22 protein-coding genes are annotated in these 25,023 nt (G+C 60.2%); 14 read left to right on the top strand and 8 right to left on the bottom strand.

The window, feature by feature from the left end:
• The first annotated feature begins 16 nt into the window (after positions 1-16).
• The 10 genes from K7H22_RS16325 to K7H22_RS16280 all read left to right on the top strand — a co-directional run bounded on the left by K7H22_RS16325 (position 17) and on the right by K7H22_RS16280 (position 12,469).
• Positions 17-2,149, top strand: a complete 2,133-nt coding sequence (locus tag K7H22_RS16325) for a TonB-dependent receptor domain-containing protein (protein WP_230801945.1) — start codon at positions 17-19, stop codon at positions 2,147-2,149.
• A 10-nt stretch (positions 2,150-2,159) separates the two neighbouring features.
• Complete coding sequence (locus K7H22_RS16320; RefSeq protein WP_230801944.1) at positions 2,160-2,579, top strand: hypothetical protein; 420 nt, start codon at positions 2,160-2,162, stop codon at positions 2,577-2,579.
• Positions 2,576-3,262, top strand: coding sequence for a MotA/TolQ/ExbB proton channel family protein (locus tag K7H22_RS16315; RefSeq protein ID WP_230801943.1), 687 nt, complete (start codon positions 2,576-2,578; stop codon positions 3,260-3,262). The genes K7H22_RS16320 and K7H22_RS16315 overlap by 4 nt, the downstream gene beginning before the upstream one ends.
• A complete protein-coding gene (locus K7H22_RS16310) occupies positions 3,255-3,647 on the top strand; it encodes a biopolymer transporter ExbD (RefSeq protein ID WP_230801942.1) in 393 nt (130 codons plus the stop codon). The genes K7H22_RS16315 and K7H22_RS16310 overlap by 8 nt, the downstream gene beginning before the upstream one ends.
• Positions 3,647-4,036, top strand: coding sequence for an ExbD/TolR family protein (locus K7H22_RS16305; RefSeq protein ID WP_230801941.1), 390 nt, complete (start codon positions 3,647-3,649; stop codon positions 4,034-4,036). Before K7H22_RS16310 ends, K7H22_RS16305 begins: the two co-directional genes overlap by 1 nt.
• Positions 4,033-4,938: an energy transducer TonB family protein gene (locus K7H22_RS16300; protein WP_230801940.1), complete on the top strand. Its 906-nt coding sequence runs from the start codon at positions 4,033-4,035 to the stop codon at positions 4,936-4,938. The genes K7H22_RS16305 and K7H22_RS16300 overlap by 4 nt, the downstream gene beginning before the upstream one ends.
• Positions 4,939-5,013: 75 nt before the next feature.
• Complete coding sequence (locus K7H22_RS16295; protein WP_230801939.1) at positions 5,014-5,709, top strand: GNAT family N-acetyltransferase; 696 nt, start codon at positions 5,014-5,016, stop codon at positions 5,707-5,709.
• A gap of 119 nt (positions 5,710-5,828) precedes the next feature.
• A complete protein-coding gene (locus K7H22_RS16290; protein ID WP_230801938.1) occupies positions 5,829-9,173 on the top strand; it encodes a DUF2126 domain-containing protein in 3,345 nt (1,114 codons plus the stop codon).
• Between the two features lie 32 nt (positions 9,174-9,205).
• A complete protein-coding gene (locus K7H22_RS16285) occupies positions 9,206-11,566 on the top strand; it encodes a circularly permuted type 2 ATP-grasp protein (protein ID WP_230801937.1) in 2,361 nt (786 codons plus the stop codon).
• A gap of 12 nt (positions 11,567-11,578) precedes the next feature.
• Positions 11,579-12,469, top strand: coding sequence for a transglutaminase family protein (locus K7H22_RS16280; RefSeq protein WP_230801936.1), 891 nt, complete (start codon positions 11,579-11,581; stop codon positions 12,467-12,469).
• Between the two features lie 9 nt (positions 12,470-12,478).
• Here the strand turns inward: K7H22_RS16280 and K7H22_RS16275 are convergent, their stop codons facing one another.
• The 6 genes from K7H22_RS16275 to K7H22_RS16250 form a co-directional block, all read right to left on the bottom strand.
• A complete protein-coding gene (locus tag K7H22_RS16275; RefSeq protein WP_230801935.1) occupies positions 12,479-13,144 on the bottom strand; it encodes a Crp/Fnr family transcriptional regulator in 666 nt (221 codons plus the stop codon).
• A 95-nt stretch (positions 13,145-13,239) separates the two neighbouring features.
• The gene (locus K7H22_RS16270; RefSeq protein WP_230801934.1) at positions 13,240-14,040 is read right to left on the bottom strand and encodes a creatininase family protein; all 801 of its coding nucleotides are present in this window, start codon (positions 14,038-14,040) and stop codon (positions 13,240-13,242) included.
• Positions 14,037-14,969 (bottom strand): isopenicillin N synthase family dioxygenase, encoded by a 933-nt coding sequence (locus K7H22_RS16265; protein ID WP_230801933.1) that lies wholly within the window; start codon positions 14,967-14,969, stop codon positions 14,037-14,039. The genes K7H22_RS16270 and K7H22_RS16265 overlap by 4 nt, the downstream gene beginning before the upstream one ends.
• Entirely contained in the window at positions 14,966-15,595 is a 630-nt protein-coding gene (locus K7H22_RS16260; RefSeq protein WP_230801932.1) for an NAD(P)H-dependent oxidoreductase, read from the bottom strand. Before K7H22_RS16260 ends, K7H22_RS16265 begins: the two co-directional genes overlap by 4 nt.
• Positions 15,596-16,177, bottom strand: a complete 582-nt coding sequence (locus K7H22_RS16255; RefSeq protein ID WP_230801931.1) for an NAD(P)H-dependent oxidoreductase — start codon at positions 16,175-16,177, stop codon at positions 15,596-15,598.
• A complete protein-coding gene (locus K7H22_RS16250) occupies positions 16,174-17,580 on the bottom strand; it encodes an FAD-binding oxidoreductase (protein ID WP_230801930.1) in 1,407 nt (468 codons plus the stop codon). Before K7H22_RS16250 ends, K7H22_RS16255 begins: the two co-directional genes overlap by 4 nt.
• Positions 17,581-17,851: 271 nt before the next feature.
• On the opposite strand from K7H22_RS16250, the gene K7H22_RS16245 reads away from it, so the two are divergent.
• From K7H22_RS16245 to K7H22_RS16230, 4 genes are read left to right on the top strand one after another with little or no spacing between them, the layout of a single operon-like run.
• Positions 17,852-18,862: an ABC transporter substrate-binding protein gene (locus K7H22_RS16245; RefSeq protein ID WP_230801929.1), complete on the top strand. Its 1,011-nt coding sequence runs from the start codon at positions 17,852-17,854 to the stop codon at positions 18,860-18,862.
• 60 nt (positions 18,863-18,922) lie between these two features.
• Positions 18,923-19,711: an ABC transporter ATP-binding protein gene (locus tag K7H22_RS16240; RefSeq protein WP_230801928.1), complete on the top strand. Its 789-nt coding sequence runs from the start codon at positions 18,923-18,925 to the stop codon at positions 19,709-19,711.
• A gap of 2 nt (positions 19,712-19,713) precedes the next feature.
• Positions 19,714-20,592, top strand: coding sequence for an ABC transporter permease (locus K7H22_RS16235; RefSeq protein ID WP_230801973.1), 879 nt, complete (start codon positions 19,714-19,716; stop codon positions 20,590-20,592).
• A 12-nt stretch (positions 20,593-20,604) separates the two neighbouring features.
• On the top strand, positions 20,605-21,870 hold the full coding sequence (locus K7H22_RS16230; RefSeq protein ID WP_230801927.1) for a cytosine deaminase: 1,266 nt from the start codon (positions 20,605-20,607) through the stop codon (positions 21,868-21,870).
• A 63-nt stretch (positions 21,871-21,933) separates the two neighbouring features.
• On the opposite strand, the gene K7H22_RS16225 is transcribed toward K7H22_RS16230, so the two are convergent.
• Positions 21,934-23,094, bottom strand: a complete 1,161-nt coding sequence (locus K7H22_RS16225) for an ABC transporter substrate-binding protein (protein WP_230801926.1) — start codon at positions 23,092-23,094, stop codon at positions 21,934-21,936.
• A 37-nt stretch (positions 23,095-23,131) separates the two neighbouring features.
• Positions 23,132-25,021, bottom strand: a complete 1,890-nt coding sequence (locus tag K7H22_RS16220) for an AMP-dependent synthetase/ligase (RefSeq protein ID WP_230801925.1) — start codon at positions 25,019-25,021, stop codon at positions 23,132-23,134.
• Positions 25,022-25,023 lie beyond the last annotated feature (2 nt).

Raw genomic sequence — 25,023 nt, 5'->3', positions numbered from 1 at the left:
ATATCAAGGGACGCTCATGCCTGCATCATTCACACTTGCCCCCAAAGGGCACCTTCTGCTTTCCGTCACACTTGCGGTGCTGACCACGACACCCGCCCTCGCGCAGGAAGACGTGTCGGGGGGATTTACCCCGCTGGGACGTCTGATCCTCGGTGCCGGTGCCGAAAAGGTCGCGATTGACACGCCGCAAGCTGTTTCCTCGGTCGAACAAGAGGATATCGACCGCGACCAGCCAGCCAATGTGGCCGAGCTTTTCAAATCCGTGCCGGGCGTGCAGGGCGCGGGCGCATCGGCCCGTCCGGTCGGTCAGGCCTTCAACATCCGCGGGATCGGCAATAGCGAACAGACAGCATCCGAGTCGCGGATCATCGTTAATGTCGATGGTGCGCCCAAGTTTTTCGAGCAATACCGTATGGGATCTTTCTTTGGCGATCTTGAGCTTTACAAGCGCGTTGAAGTGCTACGCGGCCCAGCATCATCGACGCTTTACGGCACCGGCGCCATTGGTGGGGTGATCAACTTCACCACCAAGGATGCCAGCGATTTTCTGGAACCCGGACAGGATCGGGCGCTGCGCTTCAAGAGCGGTTATGACAGTAACGGCGATGGTCTGCGGTTGGGCGTGATCTTTGCCAGCCGCCCCTCCGAGAATTTAGAACTGCTTGGCGCGATCAACCGTTCAAAAGGCGATGACATGCAGGACGGATCAGGCGCGACACTGCCTGGAACCGCCTATGAACGCTGGTCCGGTCTGGTCAAAGGGACCTACCGTTTCGGTGACGATGCTGACCAGTCGATGACGCTGTCGCTGTCGCGCACAGATACGCAGTTGGATGAAACCGTCGTGGCCCAGACAGGAGGTGCCGCACTGGCCGGATTCGGCACAAGCGACATTCGCGCAATTGATGACACTGCGACACTTACATGGCGTCACCGTGCATCGGCTAATCCGCTGCTGGACCTGACTGTGGGTCTGTCGGTGACGGATACCAATGTCGAGAAGGACAACTTTTCGATGGCGGCCATGTGCGCTGCGGGTCAGTTGGCGGTTCTGTGTGACAGCGAGTACGGGTATCGCACTGTCAGTCTGAAGGTCGAGAACACCGCTGATCTGTCCGCAGGCGCGTGGGAGAATTACCTGACCTTCGGGGTCCAGGTGTCCGAGCAGAAGCGCAGTGCGACATCCTCGGTTGGCGCGCTGGGTTTCCATCCTGAAGGAACCGACCAGAAGCTTGGTATCTATGCACAGGGCGAACTGGTCTGGAATGACCGTCTGACGCTGATCCCCGGTGTGCGTGTTGATTTTGGCGAACTGACCCCCAGCGCCGAGGCCGAGGAAGCCGGCGGGTCCAGACAGTCCAAAACCTCGATCTCGCCCAAATTGGCGGCGATGTACAAGTTGAACGAGAGCTGGTCAGTTTTTGGCTCGATGGCGCGGACGGAACGCATGCCCACGCTGGACGAGCTTTATTCGTCCGAAGGACCCGCGCGGCGTGGCCCCGGATTGGCGGCTGTCGCACGCACACCCAGCCTGAACCTCGAACCCGAGACAGCAGACACATTCGAACTGGGCTTTGCGTTCCAGCGCATGAATGTGCTGAGCGATGGCGATGTGTTCCAGCTCAAGGCGACAGCCTTCCGCAACGACATATCCAACCTCATTGCAACGTCACCACGCCCGATCCTGCCGGACGGGAATACCACGTCGGTGCCGTATTTTGCCAATATCAACGAGGCGCGGATCTGGGGTGCAGAGCTTGAGGCAAGCTATGACGCCGACCTGTGGTTCGCACAGTTGGCCTATTCGCAGGTGCGCAGCGAGGATCGCAGCACAGGGCTGACGCTGCCTGATACGCCTGCGGAAAACGCCGTGCTGACCCTTGGTGCCAAGCTGCCCGATCAGAACCTGACTGTCGGCTGGCGCGCGTCTTTCTTTGACGACATCACAACCTCATCCGCGACAACTTCGGGCGAGGCATATAATACCCATGACATCTTTGCGACATGGACACCTGATCGCGGCGTGCTGGAAGGGCTGGAGGTTAATCTTGCAATCAACAATGTCTTTGATGGGACATATCGCAACAATCTTGCGCTAGATAAGGCTCCGGGCCGAACGATCAGCATTTCGGTCGCTAAAACCTTCTAAGGAGAATCCGATGCGCCAAACCATTCTGAGCCTTTTTGTCATCGTCGGATTTCTTCCTTCCCCCCTCGTGGCCGAGACACCGGTGCTTGGCATCGAGTTGAACGCGGTGGAGAACCGCGCGGGCGGGTGCCGGATGTCATTTGTGGCGACGAATGGTTTGGGCGCGGACCTTTCGGCGCTGGTGCTTGAGGCTGTGATCTTCAACCCCGAAGGACTGGTCGCGCGCCTTGTCTTGCTCGACTTTCAGAATCTGCCTCAAGCGCGCCCTCGCGTGCGACAGTTCGATCTGCCCGATCTGGAATGCGCCAAGGTCGGGCAGGTCCTTATCAACGAGGTTGGCGCCTGCACGGGGCAGGATTTGCCGGAACAGGCCTGCGCGAACGCACTGCAACCAAGCACACGCATTGATGCAATCAAGATACTGGGATGATCGAAATGCTGCATGATTTAGCTGTCCGTCTGAGCGCCCTTGTCGAACTGGGCGGTTGGGTCTTTGCCCTGCTTCTGGCGCTCTCTGTTGTCGCCGGAGCGGTCATTTTGTGGAAGGCCGTGCACTTGCGTTTTCTTGGGTTGTGGCGTGGTGCCAGACTTCACGCAGCCTTGGTCCCGCTGGCATCGGGACAGACTGTCGCGGCCCGCGAGGCATTGACCCGCGCGGGTGATCCGCTGGCACGTCTGGCGCTCAGGGCGATGGCAGCATCGGTTCCGACAGCCGCCCTGCGTGAGCGCCTGCACGCCGAAACCGAAGTGGAACTAGCCCGAGCCGAAAGCGGATTGCGATTTCTTGATGCCGTGGCGCAGGTCGCGCCGCTACTGGGATTGTTCGGCACAGTTTTGGGGATGATCGAGGCTTTTCAGGCCTTGCAAGGTGCGGGTGCGTCGGTCGATCCGTCTTTGCTGGCCGGTGGCATCTGGGTGGCCTTGCTGACCACAGCGGTCGGTCTGGCGATTGCCATGCCTGTATCCTTGATTCTCACGGCGTTCGAGGCGCGCATCGCCGCGCATCGGCGGCTTGCCGAAACGATGGTGGAAACGTTGTGCGGCCCTGCGCTGCCGCATCCCGAACTGCCGGACCCGCTGCACCATAGCGGATTGCGGGCAGCCCATGGCTAGCCCCACCATGTTGAAGCGTTGCCTTCCGGTGCGTCGGCGCGCCCTTTCGATGACTTCGCTGATAGACGTGATCTTTCTGCTGCTTTTGTTCTTCATGCTCTCGACGACCTTCACCCGCACTGCCGAATTGCCGCTGGTGGCCGGAGCACGCGGCGCCGGCACAGCCCAGACCGTGCCGGTGTTTCTGCGCCTTGCGCCGGAAACTCTGACAGTCAACGGTCAGTCTGCTCTACTGGATCAGGTTGCCGCACAGATTCTGGCTCTGGGTCAGGACCAGCCGCAGGTTCTGGTCAGCCTTGCCCCGCATGTCAGCGCGCAGCGTCTTGCCGACCTGCTGGTCCGGTTACGTAGCACATCGGGGATGCGTGTACAGGTGTTGGGCTGATGGCACGCAGGCTTGTCCCGTTCCGCCGCAGGGCAGATTCGACCATCACCTTGATCAATGTGGTCTTTCTGATGCTGATGTTCTTTCTGGTCGCCGGAAGCATCGCGCCGCAACCGCCTGCCGATCTGCAACTGGTGCGCCTGTCCGAGGCAGATCCGTTGATCCCGCCGGACGTGCTGGCCCTCACTGCAAAGGGTGAGGTGATCTGGCAAGGATCCCCCGCCGATCCGGCAAGCTATGTTGCGGCCTTGCCGCCCGATTCGCAGGGGGTGGCGCGGATCATGCCGGATCGTGACACCGATGCCGTCGGTCTAATTCAGCTTGCCCGCGCTTTACGTGCCGCTGGTGCCGCCGAGGTCCGGATCGTGACAGAACGGAGCAGTCAATGACAGGGATGCGAAAGATAGCTGTCGCCGCTTTGGCCCTGACAGTCTCGGGCGGGTTGCATGCAGCGGGACTTGTGCGTTTTGCACCACCTGAAGACGTGGCATTGCAAGGTGGGCAGGCACAATACACGCCGGAACTTGGCGACAGTTTCGCCGATATGGCGCAGGGGGCTGCCATGCCGGTCAGCCCGCCCACGGAATCCTTGGAACGCGCCGAGGCAGAGCCTTTAACCCCAGCGCAGGAAACGCCGCGCAGCAAGCCTGTCACACAGGCCGCCCGATTGGCGCAACTCGAAGTCAAGCCGGTGCCACAGGTCGAGGCATTGCCACCCGTGCTGGCGCCCGAGATCGCGGCGATTGCCTCTGCCGCGCCGGATCAAGCCCAGGCTTTGCCCAGGCAAGAAACCTTGACGCCGGTGCCGCGGGTAACTCAGTCACCATCGGCAAGGCGGCCTCGGGCGCGTCCTGCACCGCGTGCGGCCCACCCGGACGAGCGAGCCAAGCCCAAACCGCAAGCCCCTGCACAGGCTGCCGGAAATGCCGATCATAACGCGACCAGAGGCACCAATGCAGGACAAGAGGGGGCGAAAGCCCCTGCCGCACAAACGCAGCGTCCTACCGCGCAGGGTGACGGCGGTGCTGCCGCGAATGCCAGCTATGGCCGTGCCGTGCTGACCCAGATCAACCGCACGCGCAAAAAGCGCGCACCGTCGCCCGGGCGCACCGTAGTGGGCTTTTCAATCTCGGAAGGCGGGGGGCTTGCAGCGGTCAGGGTGATCCGAAGCTCAGGCTCGCCGGATCTGGATCAGGTCGCACTTGACCATATCCGCCGCGCCGCACCTTTCCCCAGACCGCCAGCAGGCGCGCAACGCCAGTTCTCGTTCGAGTTCGTTGGACGTAACTGAAACACCTATCTGGCTATGGTCCTGCAAAAGGGACAGGTCTAGCCTGCATCTTAAAGTACATGTGAAGGGGATTTCATGGCCGACCACGTCAATGCGTTGGGGCAGCCAGTTGGCGCACCGCTGAACATCACCCTACCAAGGCCACGCCCCCCCAGAACGCCGATGAAGGGGAAGTGGTGCGATGTTGTGCCCCTTGATCCGGAAGCGCATGCAGCGGGTCTGTTCGAAGCCTACAGCGCTGATGTCGAAGGACGCATCTGGACCTATCTGCCGCAAGGCCCCTTTGTTGATAGTGCAGCGTTTCGCGCATGGATGGACGCGACATGCCTGACCGACGATCCGCTGTTTCACACTATTGTGGTCGATGGCCGGCCTTTGGGCGTGGCCAGCCTGATGCGGATTGATCCGGCAAACGGGGTGATCGAGGTCGGGAATATCAACTATGCGCCAGCATTGTCGCGCAGCCGTGAAGCCACGGAAGCGATGTATCTGCTGATGCGCCGCGCGTTCGAAGAGTTGGGATACCGGCGCTATGAATGGAAATGCGATGCATTGAACGCGCCCTCGCGGCAAGCCGCCGCGCGGTTGGGTTTTACCTATGAGGGCACGTTCCGGCAGGCCGTTACCTATAAGGGCCGCAATCGCGATACCGCGTGGTTCTCGATCCTCGACACCGAATGGCCGCGTCTGCGTGAAGGTTTTATCACATGGCTTGATCCCGCGAACTTCGACGACACAGGGCGTCAACGCAGCCCGCTGCGGTTCGACTGATCCGACTTGCCGGATTTTCGGGCGCTGACAGGCAATTCCCTGCAACGATGCAGTTTGTGATGGTATGAAGGGGGGGGACGTGAAAAAACAGGGGGGTAGCCCTGACCGCAAAGGTGCCCATGTCCATTCTTGCCAGCATTCATCACCTGACCCATTACCAGTATGACCGACCCGTCAGTCTGGGGCCGCAGATCATCCGTCTGCGTCCCGCGCCGCATAGTCGGACGCGCGTTGTATCGCATTCTCTCAAGGTCAGTCCGGCCGATCACTTCGTGAACTATCAGCAAGACCCTTATGGCAACTGGCTGGCGCGTTTCGTGTTTCCCGAACCTGTGCGCGAATTGAAGATCGAAGTTGATCTGACCGCCGACATGACAGTCTACAACCCGTTTGATTTCTTTGTCGAGGAGACCGCCGACACATGGCCCTTCACCTACCCCGAGGATGTGGCAGAGGATCTGGTGATCTACCGCGTAACCGAACCGGCGGGGCCATTGTTGCAGTCATGGCTGGCGAAAGTGCCACGCGACCGCGTCAGGACCGTTGATTTCATCGTCGGGCTGAACGCGCAATTGGCGCAGGATATCGGCTATGTGATCCGGCTAGAGCCGGGGGTGCAGACACCTGAGCAGACGCTTTCATCCGCCAAGGGATCTTGCCGCGATACAAGCTGGCTGTTGGTGCAAGCGATGCGCCATCTGGGTTTTGCGGCGCGGTTCGTGTCGGGCTACCTGATCCAGTTGAAACCCGACCTGACTGCCGTTGACGGGCCGATCGGGGCCACGCATGACTTTACCGACCTGCACGCCTGGGCCGAGGTCTATCTGCCCGGCGCCGGCTGGATCGGGCTTGATCCGACATCAGGCCTGTTGACGGGCGAGTCGCATATTCCCTTGGCCGCGACCCCGCATTACCGTAACGCCGCGCCTATTTCGGGACTGGCAAGCGCGGCCAATGTCAGTTTCGATTTCGACATGACGGTGGCGCGCGTGGCCGAACATCCGCGCATCACCAAGCCTTTTTCGGATGAAGCTTGGGCCGAGTTGAACGCGCTTGGCGAAAAAGTTGACGCCGCGCTGAAAGAGGGCGACGTGCGCCTGACGATGGGAGGCGAACCGACATTCGTGTCGACGCTGGATTTCGAGGCCGAGGAATGGAATACTGCGGCGGTCGGCCCTACTAAACGTGTCTTTGCCGATGCGCTTATCCGTCGCTTGCGCGACCGCTTCGCGCCGGGTGGGTTCCTGCATTACGGGCAGGGCAAGTGGTATCCCGGCGAAAGCCTGCCGCGCTGGACTTTCTCGCTCTATTGGCGCAATGACGGCACCCCGATCTGGTCGGACCCGGACTTGATCGCGACCGAGAAAACTGGTGCGACCGTCACTCCGGACCATGCGGCGACGCTGCTGTCCAATATGGCCGAGGCCTTGGGTGTCCCCTCCGACAACGTGACACCTGCCTATGAAGACCCTGCCGAATGGATCATCAAGGAAGGCAATCTGCCTGAAAACGTGACGCCCGAAAACTCTCGTCTGAAAGACCCCGAGGAACGTGACCGCATCGCGCGGGTATTCTCGCGCGGGCTGACCGAGCCATCCGGTTTCGTATTGCCTGTGCAGCGTTGGCAGGCGCGCGCAACGGGGCGCGTCTGGCGGTCCGAGAAATGGACGCTCCGGCGCGGGCATCTTTTCCTTGTACCCGGAGACAGTCCTGTCGGCTATCGCCTTCCCCTGTCCGCCCTGCCGCATGTACCGGAAGCCAGCTATCCGCATGTGATCCCGTCCGATCCTTTCGAGGATCGCGGCCCGCTGCCCGCCGTCGCGCGCGACACCGCGCCGGAGGGTGTGGACAGTCTGGCACAGCATCCCGCGCAGGCGACGCGTTTTACCGCGTCCGAACCAAGCCAGACGCAGATCGAGCAAGTCATCGGCGAATTGGGTGGCGCTGTCCGCACCGCGATCTCGGTCGAGCCACGCGACGGACGGCTTTGCGTCTTCATGCCACCAGTCGAGCAGGTCGAGGACTATCTTGATCTGGTCGCTGCTGCCGAAGCCGCTGCAAAAAAGCTTGGCCTGCCTGTGCATATCGAAGGCTATGGCCCGCCAAGTGACCCGCGCCTGAATGTGATCCGCGTTGCCCCCGATCCCGGTGTGATCGAGGTGAACATCCACCCCGCCCATAGCTGGCAGGACTGCGTCGACACGACCGAGGCTGTATATGAGGAGGCGCGGCAACTGAAACTGGGCGCCGACAAGTTCATGATCGACGGGCGCCATACTGGCACGGGCGGTGGCAACCATGTGGTCGTCGGTGGATCAACCCCTGTCGACAGCCCATTTCTGCGGCGTCCCGATCTGCTGGCCAGCCTGATCCTGCACTGGCAGCGTCATCCGTCGCTGTCCTATCTGTTCTCCGGCCTCTTCATCGGCCCCACGAGTCAGGCCCCGCGTATCGACGAGGCGAGGATGGACGCGCTTTACGAGCTGGAAATCGCGTTGGCGCAAGTGCCGCGGCCCGGACAGGGCGTGCCGCCGGCCCCCTGGCTGGTGGACCGTCTGTTCCGCAACCTTCTGGTTGATGTGACAGGCAACACCCACCGCGCCGAGATCTGTATCGACAAGCTTTACTCCCCTGATGGTCCCACCGGCCGTTTGGGTCTGGTCGAGTTCCGTGGCTTCGAGATGCCCCCCAATCCGCGCATGTCACTGGCCCAGCAACTGCTGATCCGCGCCTTGATTGCGCGGATGTGGGCGAGCCCGATCAAGGGCAATTTGACCCGTTGGGGCACGACATTGTCGGACCGCTTCATGCTGCCGCATTTCGTCTGGGAGGATTTTCTGGAGGTGCTGTCCGATTTGCGCCAGCATGGCTTTGACTTGAACCCCGACTGGTTCAAGGCTCAGGCCGAGTTCCGCTTTCCTTTCTGTGGCGAATTGCAGGTCGAAGGCGTGACGCTGGAATTGCGCCAAGCGCTGGAGCCTTGGCACGTCATGGGCGAAACAGGAGCCATCGGCGGCACCGTGCGCTATACCGACAGTTCGGTCGAGCGTTTGCAGGCCAAGCTGACAACCTCGGACCCTGACCGCTATACCGTGACCTGCAACCGCCGCCGCGTGCCGTTGCAAAAGTCCGGGACCAACGGGGTTGCGGTTGCGGGTGTTCGGTTCAAGGCATGGCAGCCACCGCTGGCGCTGCATCCGAAACTGCCGGTCAATGCACCGCTGACTTTTGATATCTACGACAACTGGACAGGCCGCGCGCTGGGCGGATGCACCTATCACGTGGCGCATCCGGGCGGGCGCAATTACGATACCTTCCCCGTCAATGACAACGAGGCCGAGGCGCGGCGTCTGGCGCGGTTCGAACCTTACGGGCATACAGCAGGTTTCTACCAGCCGCAGGCCGAGACGCCCCACCCCGAGGCCCCGATGACACTTGATCTGCGTCGGGCGGCGGGTATCTGATGGGAGGGAAGGCACATCCTTCACGGCAGGATATGCGGTTGTTTGACAACTACCGCCCGCTGCAGGGTGTGCCGGATGAGCTATGCGATGCAAGCGGGCGCATGCGTCCGGGATGGGCTGGTCTGATCAACCATCTCTCGCGCCTCGGGCCTGACGAGATCACCCACGATTTTGCGCGCGGCGACCAGTATCTGACCGATGCGGGCGTGTTCTTTCGCAGTTACGGCGACACGACGCTGTCGGGGCGTGACTGGCCCTTCAGCCCTGTGCCGATCATTTTGCCGGATGGGGAATGGTCCAGTATCGCGGCAGGTCTGATCCAGCGCGCCGAACTTCTGGAACAGGTGGTGGCGGATCTTTATGGACCCAACACGCTGGTTTCGGGGGGGCATCTTCCTGCAGCACTGATCGCGCAGAACCCTGAATGGTTGCGACCGATGGTTGGGGTCAAACCGCATTCGGGGCATTTCCTGCATTTCGTGGCTTTCGAGATCGGGCGCGGTCCGGACGGGCGCTGGTGGGTTCTGTCGGACCGAACCGACGCACCTTCGGGGGCCGGCTTCGCGCTTGAGAACCGGGTCGCTGCGGCACGTGTGTTCCCCGAGCTTTTTCGCAAGACCAACGTGCACCGGCTGGCAGGTTTTTTTCGCGCCTTTCGCGAGGGGTTGGACCACCTGCGGCGTGATCCTGCGGCGCGCATTGGTATTTTGACGCCCGGACCGTTGACCGATACCTATTACGAACAGGCCTACATCGCGCGGTATCTTGGCCTGAACCTGCTGGCGGGCGAGGATATGACCGTGCAGGACGGGCGGCTGCAGATCCGCACGGTGCAGGGCCTTGTGCCTGTTGAAGTGCTCTGGCGACGGATGGATTCCGGTTGGACCGATCCGCTGGAACTGGCGTCGCAATCCCAGATCGGCACACCCGGCCTGGTGTCGGCGATCAGGCAGGGGCAAGTGACAATGGTCAATGCGCTGGGGGCAGGGGTTTTGGAGACACAGGCGCTGATGGCCTTCTTGCCCAAGATCAGCAAATTCCTGACAGGCGAGCGCTTGGCCCTGCCGAATGTCGCCACTTGGTGGTGCGGGCAGGATGCGGAACTGGCCCATGTGCGAGCCAATGCAAACCGCATGATGATCGGGCCAGCGCTGTCCAACCGCATGCCGTTCGAGACAAGCGCCGCGCATGCCGTTGCGGGACAGATGCGCGGAGCGGACGGGCAATCGCTGGACAATTGGCTGACGGCCAATGCAGCGCAACTTGTCGGGCAGGAACTGGTCACCCTGTCCACGACGCCAGTCTTTGATAATGGCGAACTGGTGCCGCGCCCTATGACGATCAGAGTCTTTCTGGCACGGACGCCTTCAGGTTGGCAGGTTATGCCAGGCGGTTTTGGTCGCATCGGTGCCGGACAGGATGCAACGGCCATTGCCATGCGAAGTGGCGGGTCGGTCGCGGATGTCTGGGTCGTCAGTGACAAGCCGGTCGATCCGGTCTCGATGCTGTCTTCATCGGATGCTCCTTTCCAGCGCGCCCAGTCCGGACCGCTTCCATCGCGGGCGGCCGACAACTTCTTCTGGCTAGGCCGCTATGTAGAAAGAAGCGAGGGTATCCTGAGACTGGTGCGCGCCTATCACAGTCGTCTGGACGAGGCGGCGACAGAACCGTTGCTGGCCCTGATCCGTGATCTTCTGGCAACGATGGGAACCGATGCGGCGCAAGCCTTGCCCAACGGCTTGCAAGCTACCCTGACCTCTGCGGTCAACAGTGCAAGCCAGATCCGCGACCGTTTTTCCGTTGATGGCTGGGCCGCGCTCAAGGATGTCGAGAAATCCATGAACCGCATCGCTCTGACGGCAAGGCCTGGCACGGATGCGGCGCTGGTGATGAGCGTCTTGCTCCGCAAGATAGCCGGCTTTTCGGGGCTGGTGCATGAGAACATGTATCGCGCGGCTGGCTGGCAGTTTCTGACCATCGGCCGCTCGCTGGAACGCGCCGCGATGATGGCAGAGTTGCTGGCGGCAGCCACAGGGTCGGACGCGCCCGAAGGTGCCTTGGATCTTGCGATCGAGATCGGCGACAGCATCATGATCCATCGCCAGCGCTATGCTGTCACAACGACCCGCAGTACTGTGGTCGACATGCTGGCGCTGGATCCGCAAAACCCCCGCTCGATCCGGTTCCACCTGATGAGCATACGCCACCGTGTGGAAGACTTGGCAATCGCGCGCCCCCATGCACAACTCAGCGATTTTGAACGTCAGGTGCTGGAACTGGATACGCGGGTTGCTGTGCATTCTGTGGAAACGCTTGACACTGGTGCACTGACTGCACTGCGCGGCGATATCCTTGCTCTGTCGACGGCCTTGCACGATGCACATCTGCATTAGTCTGGTGCGCTCATGATCTACGATGTCGCCCTCAACATCCGCTACGACTATACCGGCGCTGCCGCCGGTGGGCGTCATCTGCTGCGGATCACACCGCTGGATGTGCCGAAACGGCAGCGCCTGATTGCCGCGCTGATCGACATTCATCCGCAGCCGTCGGAAAGGCGAAACTGGATTGATTTCTTCGGCAACCCGACTGTCGAGTTTGCCTTTCGCGATGCGCATGACCATGTCGGGGTTGCCCTGAAAGCGCGGATCGAACGGCTTGAGGGCGAAACGCAGCAAGGGCTGTTCTCGAACCTTGGCGACATGAAAAGCCTGATCGAGCAGTCCCGTGATCTTGGTCCGTTTTCACCGTTGCACTTCACAGCGCCTTCCGCGCGCGTACCTGCACTTCCGGAAATCGCGGATTACGCTGCACAGGTCAGGCAGGGCCTGCCTGATCGTGTGTCATGTGAACAGGTCGTTGCCGCGATAGGCGATGCCCTGCACCGCGATATTCGCTTCGACGCCAAGGCAACGACCGTCGACACGCCTATGGCCGAGGCTTTCGAGAAGCGTCACGGCGTATGTCAGGACATGTCACATATCATGATCGCGGCCCTGCGCAGTCTTGGCATTCCTGCCGGATATGTCAGCGGATTCCTGCGGACAATCCCGCCCGCCGGAAAACCCCGGCTGGAAGGGGCGGATGCCATGCATGCGTGGATTTGTGCATGGTGTGGCCCGGACGCTGGCTGGATGGATTTCGATCCGACAAACAACTGTTTTGCAGGGCTTGACCATATCGAGGTTGCGCGAGGCCGCGATTATACCGATGTCTCGCCGGTCAAGGGTATCCTGCGCGTCGCAGGTCGCCAGACAAGCCGTCAGGCCGTTGACGTAATACCCGTGACCGGCTGAGCGGCGCGGCTATCGCCCCGCTAGTTTGCGTTCCAGCCCTTCACGATCCAGCAACCGTATCTTGCCTTTTTCGATTGTAATCAGCCCATCCTCGCGCAGGACAGCCAATGTGCGGTTGATCGACTGGCGCGAACAGCTTGCAAGTTTCGCAATATAGCCCTGGCTGTGCGGAACACGGTTGGAACGGTCGGTCAGGCGCAACAGATAGGCGCAGACACGCCGGTCCAGCGTGTAATGTTGGTCGACATGCTTGCGCAAACTATCACGCAGCATCCGTGCCCGCATGATCCGCATCACGTTCCTCTGGATCAGAGGGTGCGCCAGATGGTCGGCAAACCTGTCAAGCGGACAAAAGAGGTAGGTTACATCCCCCACGGCTGTGCACCATGCGACACATGGTTGGCGGGTCGCTGTCTCCATACAGCCAAGGGTTTCGGCCTCTCGGGCGTGGTGCAGAACGGCGACATGGCCATCCGGCGTCGTCATCGTGACCTCAACACACCCATAGGCGATCATCAGCATGCCTTCGGCGTGCTGATCCTGTTCCAAAAGCACTGTTCCGCTTGTAACGCTTCGCAGCTCACAACTGTCAAGGAAAGTGGCAATATCGGCAGATGGCAAATCCTCGAACAGGTCAGCCTTCGCAAGCTGCGGGAATTGCAGGCTTAAACGCATCGTCCACTCCTCGTGCCACAGTTTTGCCATAGTGACTGTAGTCTGAGGGGACTGCAAGAAGCTGCGCGCAACTTCCGGTGGTTATATTCTCGTATTCAGAGAAACTGCGCCGATTGTGCAACCGGAGCATAGCCTTCAAGAGACATGGTTTTCAGGTCTTGCAGTACGGCAACAAGCCCAGCCACCTGATGCCTGATTGTTGCCTCACCTTTTGCTGCAGTTGCGATTGCGGCATTGCCGACGGTTCCGGCGGGGTTGAGGTCTGATGAAATCCAGCCCAGCGACACAGGCCCGATGGGCGAGATGGGGGCCTCTTGCGCGCTGGAGCGGAAATTCTGCGCCGCAGTCATATCCACCAGTTCGGGATGTAGCGCCAGCATGATCGAGGTTTCGACGTCACCACCGTGGATGCCGAAGGCGATCTCCTCTGGCGGATACATGCCCGCAGGCTGCCCGAAAGAGCTCCACTGACTTTTGACTGCCATCATGCCGGCCCGCACGCGCAATTCGCGTGACAGGATAGACACCAGATCAAGATTGCCACCATGACTGTTGACGATAACGATCTTGCGAACGCCGGCGCGGGCCACGGAAAGGCCGATCTCGACCCACGCGGCAAGGGCTGTTTGTGCGCCAAGCGTCAGCGTGCCTGCCGCATGCAGGTGCTCGTTCGACTTGCCCACGCATTGCACGGGAAGAATGCGGATATCCAGATCATCGGGGCATTGGCGGCGCAACTCGTCCAGCATGCCGTTCGCGATCATCATATCGACACCCACCGGCAGATGCGGACCGTGCTGTTCAACCGCCGCCGTGGGAAGGATCGCGATGGTCGTCATCGGGTCGATCAGGGCAAATTCGGGGGCGCGGTATTGGGCCCAGTCCAGTCGTCTCATGCTGTTTTCTCCGGTCTGTAAGTGGCGTCCAGTCGTGACCGCAAGTAATCGGCAGCAAGGATCGGTGCATAACGTGGCGCACCTGTTCCGGGCAGGGCGGCGATCATGCTGTCGGGATTGGGATCTAGAAAGAACGCGATCGACTGCCGTGCGCGTGGTGGTGGCAGAACGCGATGCGGGGTCGATGCGTATAGGTCGTTTGTCCAGCGCATGAGGCAATCCCCGATATTGACGACCAGCGCGCCTTGCACATGTGGCAAATCAAGCCAGAGACCGTCTTTGCCGCGCACTTGCAGACCGGCTGTTCCGTCCGTGGCAAGCAAGGTCAGTGCGCCGTAATCGGTATGTGCACCAGCGCCGATACCATCGCCTGCATCTTGCGCGGCGGGATAATGCAACAGACGCAGCGTTGCCATTGGCGCATCGAAATCCAGATCGAAATATTGCGGATGCAGCCCCAGATCACGGGCGACCGCCCCCATCAGCGCGATACCCAGCCGGTGCGCGGCGTCGAAATAGGCCAGCATCGTTTCGCGGAACCCTTGCAGATCGGGCCAGAGGTTAAGCCCGCGAAACGCCTCGCCTCGCAAGAGGCGCGGATCATCGCCGTTCATCTCAAGACCGATATTGAAAGCCTCCTTGCGGTCAGGCAGCAAGGACGTCTCATCAAGCTGCTCTGACCCTTGCATCGCCCAGCCGCGGTTATGGGGATTCGTCAGGATGGACAGCGGCTTTTTGGCGGTGGCGGGCAAGGCGAAAAAAACCGCGGCGGCGGCAAAGGCCTCATCGCATAGGTTTTGCGGGATATCGTGACCGGTCAGCAGAAAAAATCCAGTATTTCGACATGATTTGCCAAGATCGGCGACAAAGCCATGCCGCGCCGCAGGATCGAGGAAGCGCCGCCAGTCAAGGATCGGGATCGTGCTCATGCCGCGGCCCCCTTGGTCTGCCGAGCCTTCGCGCCGATCAGTTTGGCCAGTGCGCGGTCAACCCGTTCCAGATGGGTTGCGCGGCTTTCTGGTGTGGAACTGTCCATCAGGTAATGCGCGGCAAAAGCGGTGCGGCATCGCCGAGCGCAAAGCAGGCGTACACCGCGCAGCAAGGTCCGCTTCCCGGGCGCACCGACCAGAAAGGTCAGCCAGCGGCTGGCGCCACATGTCGTGAAGACGCCCAACCGCGTGATATGGGTCAGGCCCGGACGGATCGTCTTGTTCGCGCCGTCCGGCATCAGAAAGGCCACATCGGGCAGCATCACACGGTCCAGCCAGCCCTTGAGGACTGCAGGCAAACCATACCACCACGTAGGGTAAATGAAGATCAATGTATCGCACCATTCAAGTGCGTGGGCATCCTGTTTCACCGGCACGCGGTTGGCGGGGCTGTCCAGATAGCCACGCCATTCCGTCCGGCTGAGCGCGCCATCGAAACCGCGGGCGTAAAGGTCCAGAACACGTAATTCTGCTCCGGCTTCGGTCAGTCTTGTGCAGACCAGATCGCAGATCGCCGCGTTGAAGCTTTCAGGATCGGGATGACAGTAGACGACCAGTGCGCGCATTCAAAAGACCTTCATTTCCTGTTCGACGCGCGCCTGAAACGCGGAAAGCTGCGTATCGGTAGCGCGGTTCATGTCATAGAGCGCCAGATAGCGCAGTTTGTCGGGCCGCGTCACATGCCAGACCGCGCGTTTGACCACATGACGCGGCGGATCGCCTGCCAGCAAAGCCCGCATCCGCGTGCCGCCATAGGTGGTTACTGCCGCAAGCTTGCGGATATGCGTCAGATTGGGGCGCACTTTGCCATCTTCCAGCCGGAACGACACTCCCGGCAGAAAGACGCGGTCAAAGAAACCCTTGAGAATCGCGGGATAGCCGAAATTCCACACCGGGAAGACCAGCACCAGTGCCTGCGCCGCGCGCAGTCGCTCCACGTAATCCGCCACGGAGGCAAGGTTCGGGCCTACCTCGTGATAGCCGCGCCGTTCTGATTCCGTCAGCACAGGGTTGAAACCTTCGGCATTCAGATCGCAATCATCTACATCCCATCCCTGTGCAGACAGCGTGTCCACCACGGTTTTGTGCAGACTGGCCGAGAAACTCTCGGCACAGGGATGCGCAAATAGCACCAGTGCGCGGCTCATTCGGCGGCCCGCATCCTTGGGTATTGATAGACGCTTTCGAATTTGAAACCGGGATCGTCCCAAGCGATCATCTTGCCGGGGTTCAAGAGTCCCTTGGGATCGGCCTCACGCTTGAAATTCAACTGGCGGTCATCGACGGTCTGCCGCCCGCCTTCCTCCAGTGTATAGCGGTGCGGGTTGAAGATCATGCAGCCAAGATCTTCATGGATTTTCACGATCTCGTTCAGCCGCTCCTCGGTTGTGAATTTCACAAGGCTCAGGCCGGCGAACATCACCTTGCCGTTCTCGCGCAGCACTTCCAGATGCTGCAGCACCTCGCCCTCCGCGCCCAACGCCTTGCGGATCGCGGCGACCTTCGCCTGATGGTCAGGATAGCCGTAGCGCACCTGCAGATAGGTGATCGACGGATCGACCTTGAGCGCACGCAGTGTCGTATGGTTCCATCCGTATTCAAAGACAGCCCCCGGACCTTTTTCCCACGTGTCATTGTCCGAGCGATAGATGATCTGCGCCCCTGTGCGACGCGCGGTGAAGGTGTTGAAACCGTCCATGCTATGCGGTGCGACCATCAGGCCGACCATATGCTGGCCTTCGCCGATATAGGGCTTCACACGCTGGAAATAGGCCTGCGGGATTGGGTTCTCGAAAACGGTTACCAGTTTGACAAGGATACCGTCCTGATTGGCGATCTCCTCGGCATAAGTGGCGGCCGTCTCGAATGTGTCGAAGGCAACGAACAGCCCTGTCCAGTCATAGGCGGGTGCCAGCGGCATCTCCAACTCGGTGATGATTCCATTGGTGCCATAGGCATGGCTGACGCGGGCCAGTTCCTCGCCGCGGAATTCCAGAATACGGGGTTCCGCTTCCATCGTAACGACGCGCAGGCGGATGATATTGCCCAGATCACGCAGACTGCCCCATGTGACCGACCCCACACCGCCCGACCCGCCAGCAACAAAGCCGCCGATGGTCGCGGTAGCCCATGTGCTTGAGAACATACGCAATTCCTGCCCCGAATGTGCCTTGGTCGCGGCATCCACATCCTTGAGCAGGCAACCCGGTTCCACGATGACGCGTCCGGGCTGCACCTCTTTGACTGCTGTCATGTTCTTCATATGCAAGATGCAGCCCCCCGCCAGCGGCATCGCCTGCCCGTAATTGCCTGTGCCCGCGCCGCGCGTTGTGACCGGCACGTCATGGGCATAGCAGGTCTTGAGGACCTCGATCACTTCGGCCTCTGTTTTTGGGGCGACCACGAAATCGCCCACCAGATGGTCCAACCGTGTTTTCAGAACCGGCGAATACCAAAAGAAATCGCGGCTTTTGGATTTCAGCGCGGCTGGGTTCTCATCAATTTCCAGATGCGCCAGCGCATCGCGCGCGGCCTGCACATTGGGTGTCATATCTCTTGCCTTTCCGACAGCGGGCAGCACGCCCTTTGTCGTGGTTCTGCCATCATGCCTGTGGGGATGGCATCTTGCGGTCGTTGGAAGCGCGCCGAATTTACGGCCGAACCTGCCAGTCCGCTTAAAATAATGGCAGTCAATGCTGCTGCTGCACAATGAATCGGCAACTGACCAGAGAGCCACCGCCAGAATTCCAGCCGCACTTTCAGGGCAAGACTGCGCGGTCCTAGACAAAGGACAGAAACCAGACCCAACAGGGAGTCGCAGTATGAAACTGACAGGAAAAACAATCGCGGGAACGCTCGCCGGTCTTGCAATGGCGGCTGTGGCTGTTCCGGCCTCGGCGCAGCAAAAGGTCACTTTTGGCACGAATTGGTTGGCACAGGCCGAGCATGGCGGCTTCTACCAGTCGGTTGCCGATGGAACCTATGCAGCCTGCGGGCTTGAGGTGGAGATCGTGCCAGGCGGCCCGCAGGTGAACAACCGTGCGCTTCTGATGGCGGACCGGATGCAGTTCCACATGGGCGGTGACATGCTGCAGGCGTTCAATGCTGTGGCCGAAAACGTGCCCGTCGTATCGGTTATGGCGACCTTCCAGAAACACCCGCAAGTCATCATCGCCCATCCTGGCGAGGCGGACACATGGGAAGAGTTGAAAGACCTGACGCTACTGATCGGCGATAATGGTTTCACCTCCTACTACCAGTGGATGATTGCAGCGCATGGCTTCACGTCAGACCAGCGCGAACCTTATACCTTTAACCCCGCACCCTTCCTTGCCGACAAGCGCAAGGGCATGCAGGGCTTCTTGTCGTCCGAACCCTATGCGATTGAAAAGGAAGCAGGCTTTACACCTAATGTTTTCCTGATCGCCGATGCGGGCTATTCGACATACGCGACGACGGTCGAAGTGATGCAGCCCTTTCTCGAGGCCAATCCGGATGCGGTGAAGTGCTTTGTCGAAGGTTCGATCCTGGGTTGGTACAACTTTCTCTATGGCGACAACGCCGGTGCGAAAGAGCTGATCCTTGCTGCCAACCCCGACATGACGATGGACAAGATCGAATTTGCAATCGGCAAAATGATCGAAATGGGCATCGTCGATTCCGGTGACTCGCTGGAAATGGGAATCGGTGTCATGACCGAGGCACAGGTGGGAGATTTCTACACAAAGATGGTGGATGCCGGTGTGATCGCGGATGGCATCGACTGGAAAGCCAGCTTTACCACCGAATTCGTGGGTAAAGGGCTGGGTCTGGACCTTCGTCCCAAGAACTGAACGCTTCAAAGGGGCTGGCCGACAGGCTGGCCCCGTGCCGTTTCACGCCAGAGGATCACCATGAGCAGACCTGAACGCCCATCCCTTGACCAGCGCCCCCCTGTGCTGGAAATGATCGACGTCGACAAAACCTTCAACGGGGATGTTGTCGCCCTCAAGGCGATGAACCTGACGGTCAATCATGGCGATTTCATCTCGCTTCTGGGGCCTTCGGGCTGTGGCAAATCTACTGCATTGCGTCTGATTGCAGGCCTTTCCCATCCCAGCCGAGGCAAGATTGCCTGGGCAGGCGGGCAGGGCGAGAACGATCTGGGAGTGGTATTTCAGGAACCGACGCTGATGCCTTGGGCGACGGTGGCACAGAATGTCTGGCTTCCCTTCCGTTTGCGCGGCCAACCTTATACTGCCGTCCGTGACGAGGTTCTCGAGGCGCTCAAGCTGGTGGGGCTTGAGAAGTTCCAGAACGCCTATCCCCGCGAATTGTCGGGCGGTATGAAAATGCGCGTGTCCATCGCGCGGGCCATGGTCACTAAACCGCGCCTGATCCTGATGGACGAGCCCTTTGCAGCGCTGGACGAAATAACCCGCTTCCGGTTGAACAATGACCTTCTCAAGCTGAAAGAGGCGATTGGCTGCACGGTGATTTTCGTGACCCATTCGGTGTTCGAATCCGTGTTTCTGTCTGATCGCATCGTTGTCATGGCCGCCCGTCCCGGTCGGGTGATCCGCGAGGTCACGGTGCCGGCCCCTTATCCGCGTGACGAAAATTTCCGCACATCCGCCGCATATGCAGCGCTGTGCCGCGAGGCATCCTCAGCGCTGCACGAAGCCATGGGAGAGCCGGTATGAGTATGACCGAGACACAGGCCGCAAAACCCGTGGTCAAGGAACGGGCCGACACCGTTGCTCTGGACGCCGAAGACCTGCGCCGCTTGCGGCTGCAACGTTTTGACAGGATCGGGCGCTGGATGCTGCCCTTGGCGGTCCTGATCCTGACAATCATCGGCTGGGACAGGCTGGTCGTGTGGAACAACATTCCCCACTACATCCTGCCCGGTCCCGGCCTTGTCTGGACAACATTGCTGCAGGATTGGGCGATGTTGCTGGACGCGCTTCTGGTGACGCTGCAGATCACCATGATGGCGCTGGCGGTTGCGGTGATCGGCGGGGTAGGGCTGGCGGTGCTGTTCACCCAGTCACGACTGGTCGAGATGTCGTTCTATCCCTATGCGGTGATCCTTCAGGTGACGCCGATCGTGGCGATCGCGCCGCTGATCTTCATCTATGTCGACAACCGTACGGCAGGCTTGCTGATGTGTGCATGGCTGGTCGCGTTCTTTCCGGTTCTGTCCAACACGACGCTGGGCCTGAATTCGGCGGATCATAACCTGCGCGATCTGTTCCGCATTTATGGCGCAACACGCTGGCAAACCCTGCGCTACCTGCGCCTGCCCTCAGCCTTGCCGTATTTTCTGGGCGGCTTGCGTATTGCCGGAGGACTGGCGCTGATCGGGGCGGTGGTGGCCGAGTATGTGGCAGGCACAGGCGGGATCGGATCGGGCCTTGCCTTCCGTATCCTCGAGGCGGGGTACCGCCTGAACATCCCGCGAATGTTCGCGGCATTGTTGCTGATTGCGGTCACAGGGGTTGTGATCTTTGCCGGTCTGTCGTTCCTGAGCCATATGCTGCTGCGCAAATGGCACGAGAGTGCAATCAAACGCGAAACCTGAACGGGGAATTTCATGGACTTCAAGACATTGCCGCAGGCCACCCGTCTGCGCCTTGAGAACCTGACCGTGCCCGCCTGCCTGATCGGACAGGTCGGTGGGTTGGTGCGCACCGGTGTGACTATCGCGGATGGCAGGATCGTGGAGGGTCCGGGCGATGTGCGCGTGGATATGGGGTGTGCGATGGTCTTTCCCGGCTTCACTGACATGCACACCCATTTGGACAAGGGCCATATCTGGCCGCGCGCCGCTAATCCCGATGGTAGTTTCATGGGCGCGCTGACAACAGTCAGCGATGATCGCATGGCGAACTGGACTGCGCTGGATGTACGCCGCCGGATGGATTTCGCCCTGCGCTGCGCTTATGCCCATGGGACCACAGCGATCCGCACCCATCTGGACAGCATTGCACCCCAAGACAGCATAAGTTGGCCGATTTTCCGCGAGATGCGCGCGGAATGGGCTGGCCGTATCGCGCTGCAAGCCTCCTGTCTTGTGGGCGTGGACAAGGTCGATATGGCAGGCGATTTCCTGAAAACTGCCGATATTGTCGCGCAGGCCGGCGGTGTGCTGGGCATGGTTACCTATCCTGTGCCGGACATCCGCGCGCGTCTGCTGGCCTTTTTCCGCATTGCAATGGAGCGCGGGTTGGAGGTTGACTTCCATGCCGACGAAACCGGCGATCCTGATGCAGCCACCCTGCGGATGATCGCGGAAACAGTGATCGAGACCGGCTTTGACGCGCCTGTGACCGTCGGGCATTGCTGTTCGCTGGCGATGCAGGACAATGCCGACTGTGACCGAACGCTGGATCTGGTGGCGCAGGCGGGGCTTAACATTGTCTCGCTGCCGATGTGCAATCTGTATCTGCAAGCGCGCCAAGCAGGGCGCACCCCGCGCTGGCGCGGGTTGACCGTGGTGCACGAGATGAAGGCGCGCGGGATCAATGTCAGCTTCGCCTCGGACAATACCCGTGACCCGTTCTATGCATACGGCGATCTCGACATGCTGGAGGTAATGCGCGAGGCGACGCGGATCGGACATCTGGATCATTCCGATCCAGATTGGGTTCAGGCTTTTCTGGGCAATCCCGCGCGCGCCTGCGGCTTTGCTGCGCCGTCCTTGGCCCCCGGCGCTCCTGCCGATCTGGTGATCACACGTGCGCGCGACTGGTCCGAGCTTTTCTCGCGCCCGCAAGCAGACCGGATCGTTCTGCGCGGAGGGCGTCAGATTGACCGGACCCTGCCGGATTACGCCGAACTGGACGATCTGTTCGCATGAACCGGCCAGCTATGCAAAAGGGGCGCCGAAGCGCCCCTTTTTTGATCTCTTAAAGAAATCTGCTTACTCGCGGCCCACCAGTTTCCAGAAGCCGTTTTCTACCACAGAGATCGTGATGTCGTTGGCACCCTGATGGTTGTCAGGCGTGTACTTGATCTGGGTGTCCAGCAGGTCGCTGTAATAATCCATGCTTTCCATAGCCGCGAGGAAGCTTTCTCGCGTCAGATCGGGACCGGCAGCTTCCAGTGCCATCACCACGGTTTCAGCCGCGTTATAGCCCAGCATCGCAAAGCCGGTTGCAGGCTGACCGAAAGCCTCTTCATATTCCGCGATGAACGCGGCGGGGGCTTCATCCTCACGACGCGCCTGAAGATCGACCCAGCCAGCAGCGGCATAAAGTCCATCAGTCACGCCACCCGGTACTGCGGCTACGGCTTCAAGGAAGCCTGCAGAAGTTGCCAGAAACTTCACATCGGTCCAGCCAAGCTGCTTTGCGGTGCCCACGATGGTGATGCCCGCACGGACACCCAGCGCCATCGTCACAACCTCGCAGCCATCGGAGCGCAGTTTCTGCACGGCGCCGACGAAATCCTGCTCATCCGGCTTGTGCGTGGTTTCCGACACGAAAGTCATGCCCAAGCTTTCGGCCTCTTCCTTGGTCGCTTCAGAGATTTCCAGACCGAAATCGGTCGGCAGATACATGGTGCAAACCTTGGTCAGGCCATATTCATTGGCCAGATAGCGCATGCCAGCGACTGTCTGGTCATAGTAGCTGGAAAAGCCGGTGAACTTGTTTTCCACTGGTTCCTGCAGCATCTCGCGCGCGGCAGTCAGCGGGTTGATGTTGAAAACACCCTTGGGGTCCATCAACTGGAAGCCCGCAAGGTTGTGCGGTGTGCCGAGGCTCAGGATATTGGCGAATACCTGATCGCGGTTGATCAGCTTGTTATAGGCCTGTGTCGAGCGCGGCAGCTGGTACTGGTGATCCTCGACAACGAAACGGATCTGGCGGCCATGTACGCCGCCTGCCGCGTTCACCTCGTCGAACTTGAGGTTTGCACCGTTGATTGCAGGCACACCCACAGCGGCGAAAATTCCGGACAGATCGTTGACCGATCCGATTACAACTTCTGTATCGCTGACGCCCTGCGTCTGCGCGACAGCGGCTTGGGCCATTCCCAGTGCCACGGCACCGGCGAACAGCGATTTGATCACTTTACTCATGTTTGGTCTCCTCCCAGAAACACCCCGATATTGAGGCTTATTTATACATGTCGTCAATCAGCGCCTTGTGGCGTTTCTCGACAAAGCTGCGGCGCAGTTTCATCGTTGCCGTCAGCTCTTCGTCTTCCGCCGTCAGCAGAACGTCGATCAGGCGGAAATCCTTGATCTGTTCAACGCGGGCGAATTCCTTGTTGACCTGATCGACCTCGGCGCGGATCAGGTCTACCACCGGTTCCGCGCGGCAGAGCGAGGCGAAATCCGAGAACGGCACCTTGTTGTCCTGCGCGTATTTCTCGACGTTTTCCTGATCTATCATGATCAGGCAGGTCAGGAATTTGCGTTTGTCGCCGATCACCACGGCATCCGAGATATAGTGGCTGAATTTCAGCCGGCTTTCCAACTCGGCGGGGGTAATATTCTTTCCGCCCGCTGTGATGATGATGTCTTTCAGTCGGCCTGTGATCGTCAGGAATCCGTCCTTGTCGATGCTGCCGATATCGCCTGTCCGCAACCAGCCGTCATCTGTATAGGTCTCGGCGGTTTTCTCGTTATTGCGCCAGTAGCCCATGAAGTTGTTCAGGCCGTAGGTCTGGACCTCGCCATCCTCGGCGATCCGCAGCTTGACGCCGGGCACAGCGCGCCCGACCGAACCGGGGCGGTTCGCGTCTTCGGAATTGACTGTGGCCAGACCCGCGTTTTCGGTCATCCCGTAGCCTTCCAGCAGCGGCACACCGATGGCGCGGTACCAGTTGAGCAGGGCGGGGCTGATCGGGGCCGCGCCCGATGTTCCTTGCCGCAGGCGATCAAGTCCCAGCATCTGGCGCAGGTTGCGGAACACCAGCTTGTCAGCCAGCCAATAGCCCGCCTTGGTCATGACCGGCACTGGTTTGCCGGCCTGCATCAATTCGGCGCGTTTCATACCGACACCGAGCGAGGCGTTGAACGCAAGCTTGCCAAAGCCTGTGGCCTCCATCGACAGAACAGTCACGCGGGAATAGACCTTTTCCCAGACGCGCGGCACGGCGGTAAAGACATGCGGACTGACTTCACGCAGGTTGTCGAATACCGTTTCGGGGCTTTCCGCAAAGTTCACGGTCGAGCGGACCGCCAGCGGAAAATAGATCGAGCTGTCACGCTCCAGAATATGACATAGCGGCAGGAAACACAGCTGTTCAGCGCTATAATCCGTGGGCAGGGCGCGGATACCCCCTTCGACCGCTGCCATGATATTCTCGTGGCTCAGCATCGCACCCTTGGGTGCGCCGGTTGTACCCGATGTATAGATCAGAAGGGCGATATCACCTGCCTTTGTCTTCTCAATCTCGGCCTCGAACAGACTGGGATGCTCGGACAGATGTTGGCGACCCAACGCATAAAGTTGGGGCAGAAAGATATATCGGTCACCTTCCAGATCATGCAGGCCCTCATCCTCGAGGATGATCACCTTTTCCACGCGCGGCGCGCCGTCGGGGATTTCGAGAAACTTGTCAAGTTGCTCTTCGTTCTCGACGATCAGGAACTGCGTGTCGCTATCGGTCAGGATATACGCCAACTGGCTGGCACTGTCGGTGGTATAGACGCCAGAGGAAATACCGCCGACGCATTGGATACCCATATCGGCATAAAGCCATTCCTTGCGGTCTTCCGACAGGATCGACACGACACGGCCGCGTTCAAGGCCAAGCCGCAAGAGGCCCAACCCGATCAAGCGGGCATGATCCCAGTAGTCTTTCCAGCTATAGGCCTTCCAGATACCAAGATCCTTTTCGCGGTGCGCGGTCCTGCTGCCCTGAGTGGCGCATCTTGACTGGAACAGGGCGGGCAGGGTTGTGCAGCCGTCAATCGCCAGCGGGCGTTGTCCCGGTGTCGCATTCAGCGACACACCGTTCACCACTTCCTGCGGCAGGATGGGGTCGTGCTTTGTCATTG

It is taken from the genome of Seohaeicola saemankumensis, assembly GCF_021021435.1.
Taxonomy (GTDB): domain Bacteria; phylum Pseudomonadota; class Alphaproteobacteria; order Rhodobacterales; family Rhodobacteraceae; genus Seohaeicola.
This window is presented reverse-complemented; position numbering and strand designations above follow the sequence as displayed.

Coding starts and splice junctions, on each gene's coding strand:
- K7H22_RS16295 (WP_230801939.1), top strand. CDS start 5,014: ATGGCCGACCACGTCAATGCGTTGGGGCAGCCAGTTGGCGCACCGCTG.
- K7H22_RS16280 (WP_230801936.1), top strand. CDS start 11,579: ATGATCTACGATGTCGCCCTCAACATCCGCTACGACTATACCGGCGCT.
- K7H22_RS16320 (WP_230801944.1), top strand. CDS start 2,160: ATGCGCCAAACCATTCTGAGCCTTTTTGTCATCGTCGGATTTCTTCCT.
- K7H22_RS16230 (WP_230801927.1), top strand. CDS start 20,605: ATGGACTTCAAGACATTGCCGCAGGCCACCCGTCTGCGCCTTGAGAAC.
- K7H22_RS16290 (WP_230801938.1), top strand. CDS start 5,829: ATGTCCATTCTTGCCAGCATTCATCACCTGACCCATTACCAGTATGAC.
- K7H22_RS16255 (WP_230801931.1), bottom strand. CDS start 16,177: ATGAGCCGCGCACTGGTGCTATTTGCGCATCCCTGTGCCGAGAGTTTC.
- K7H22_RS16245 (WP_230801929.1), top strand. CDS start 17,852: ATGAAACTGACAGGAAAAACAATCGCGGGAACGCTCGCCGGTCTTGCA.
- K7H22_RS16250 (WP_230801930.1), bottom strand. CDS start 17,580: ATGACACCCAATGTGCAGGCCGCGCGCGATGCGCTGGCGCATCTGGAA.
- K7H22_RS16260 (WP_230801932.1), bottom strand. CDS start 15,595: ATGCGCGCACTGGTCGTCTACTGTCATCCCGATCCTGAAAGCTTCAAC.
- K7H22_RS16220 (WP_230801925.1), bottom strand. CDS start 25,021: ATGACAAAGCACGACCCCATCCTGCCGCAGGAAGTGGTGAACGGTGTG.
- K7H22_RS16240 (WP_230801928.1), top strand. CDS start 18,923: ATGAGCAGACCTGAACGCCCATCCCTTGACCAGCGCCCCCCTGTGCTG.
- K7H22_RS16285 (WP_230801937.1), top strand. CDS start 9,206: ATGCGGTTGTTTGACAACTACCGCCCGCTGCAGGGTGTGCCGGATGAG.
- K7H22_RS16315 (WP_230801943.1), top strand. CDS start 2,576: ATGATCGAAATGCTGCATGATTTAGCTGTCCGTCTGAGCGCCCTTGTC.
- K7H22_RS16325 (WP_230801945.1), top strand. CDS start 17: ATGCCTGCATCATTCACACTTGCCCCCAAAGGGCACCTTCTGCTTTCC.
- K7H22_RS16305 (WP_230801941.1), top strand. CDS start 3,647: ATGGCACGCAGGCTTGTCCCGTTCCGCCGCAGGGCAGATTCGACCATC.
- K7H22_RS16300 (WP_230801940.1), top strand. CDS start 4,033: ATGACAGGGATGCGAAAGATAGCTGTCGCCGCTTTGGCCCTGACAGTC.
- K7H22_RS16235 (WP_230801973.1), top strand. CDS start 19,714: ATGACCGAGACACAGGCCGCAAAACCCGTGGTCAAGGAACGGGCCGAC.
- K7H22_RS16225 (WP_230801926.1), bottom strand. CDS start 23,094: ATGAGTAAAGTGATCAAATCGCTGTTCGCCGGTGCCGTGGCACTGGGA.
- K7H22_RS16275 (WP_230801935.1), bottom strand. CDS start 13,144: ATGCGTTTAAGCCTGCAATTCCCGCAGCTTGCGAAGGCTGACCTGTTC.
- K7H22_RS16270 (WP_230801934.1), bottom strand. CDS start 14,040: ATGAGACGACTGGACTGGGCCCAATACCGCGCCCCCGAATTTGCCCTG.
- K7H22_RS16265 (WP_230801933.1), bottom strand. CDS start 14,969: ATGAGCACGATCCCGATCCTTGACTGGCGGCGCTTCCTCGATCCTGCG.
- K7H22_RS16310 (WP_230801942.1), top strand. CDS start 3,255: ATGGCTAGCCCCACCATGTTGAAGCGTTGCCTTCCGGTGCGTCGGCGC.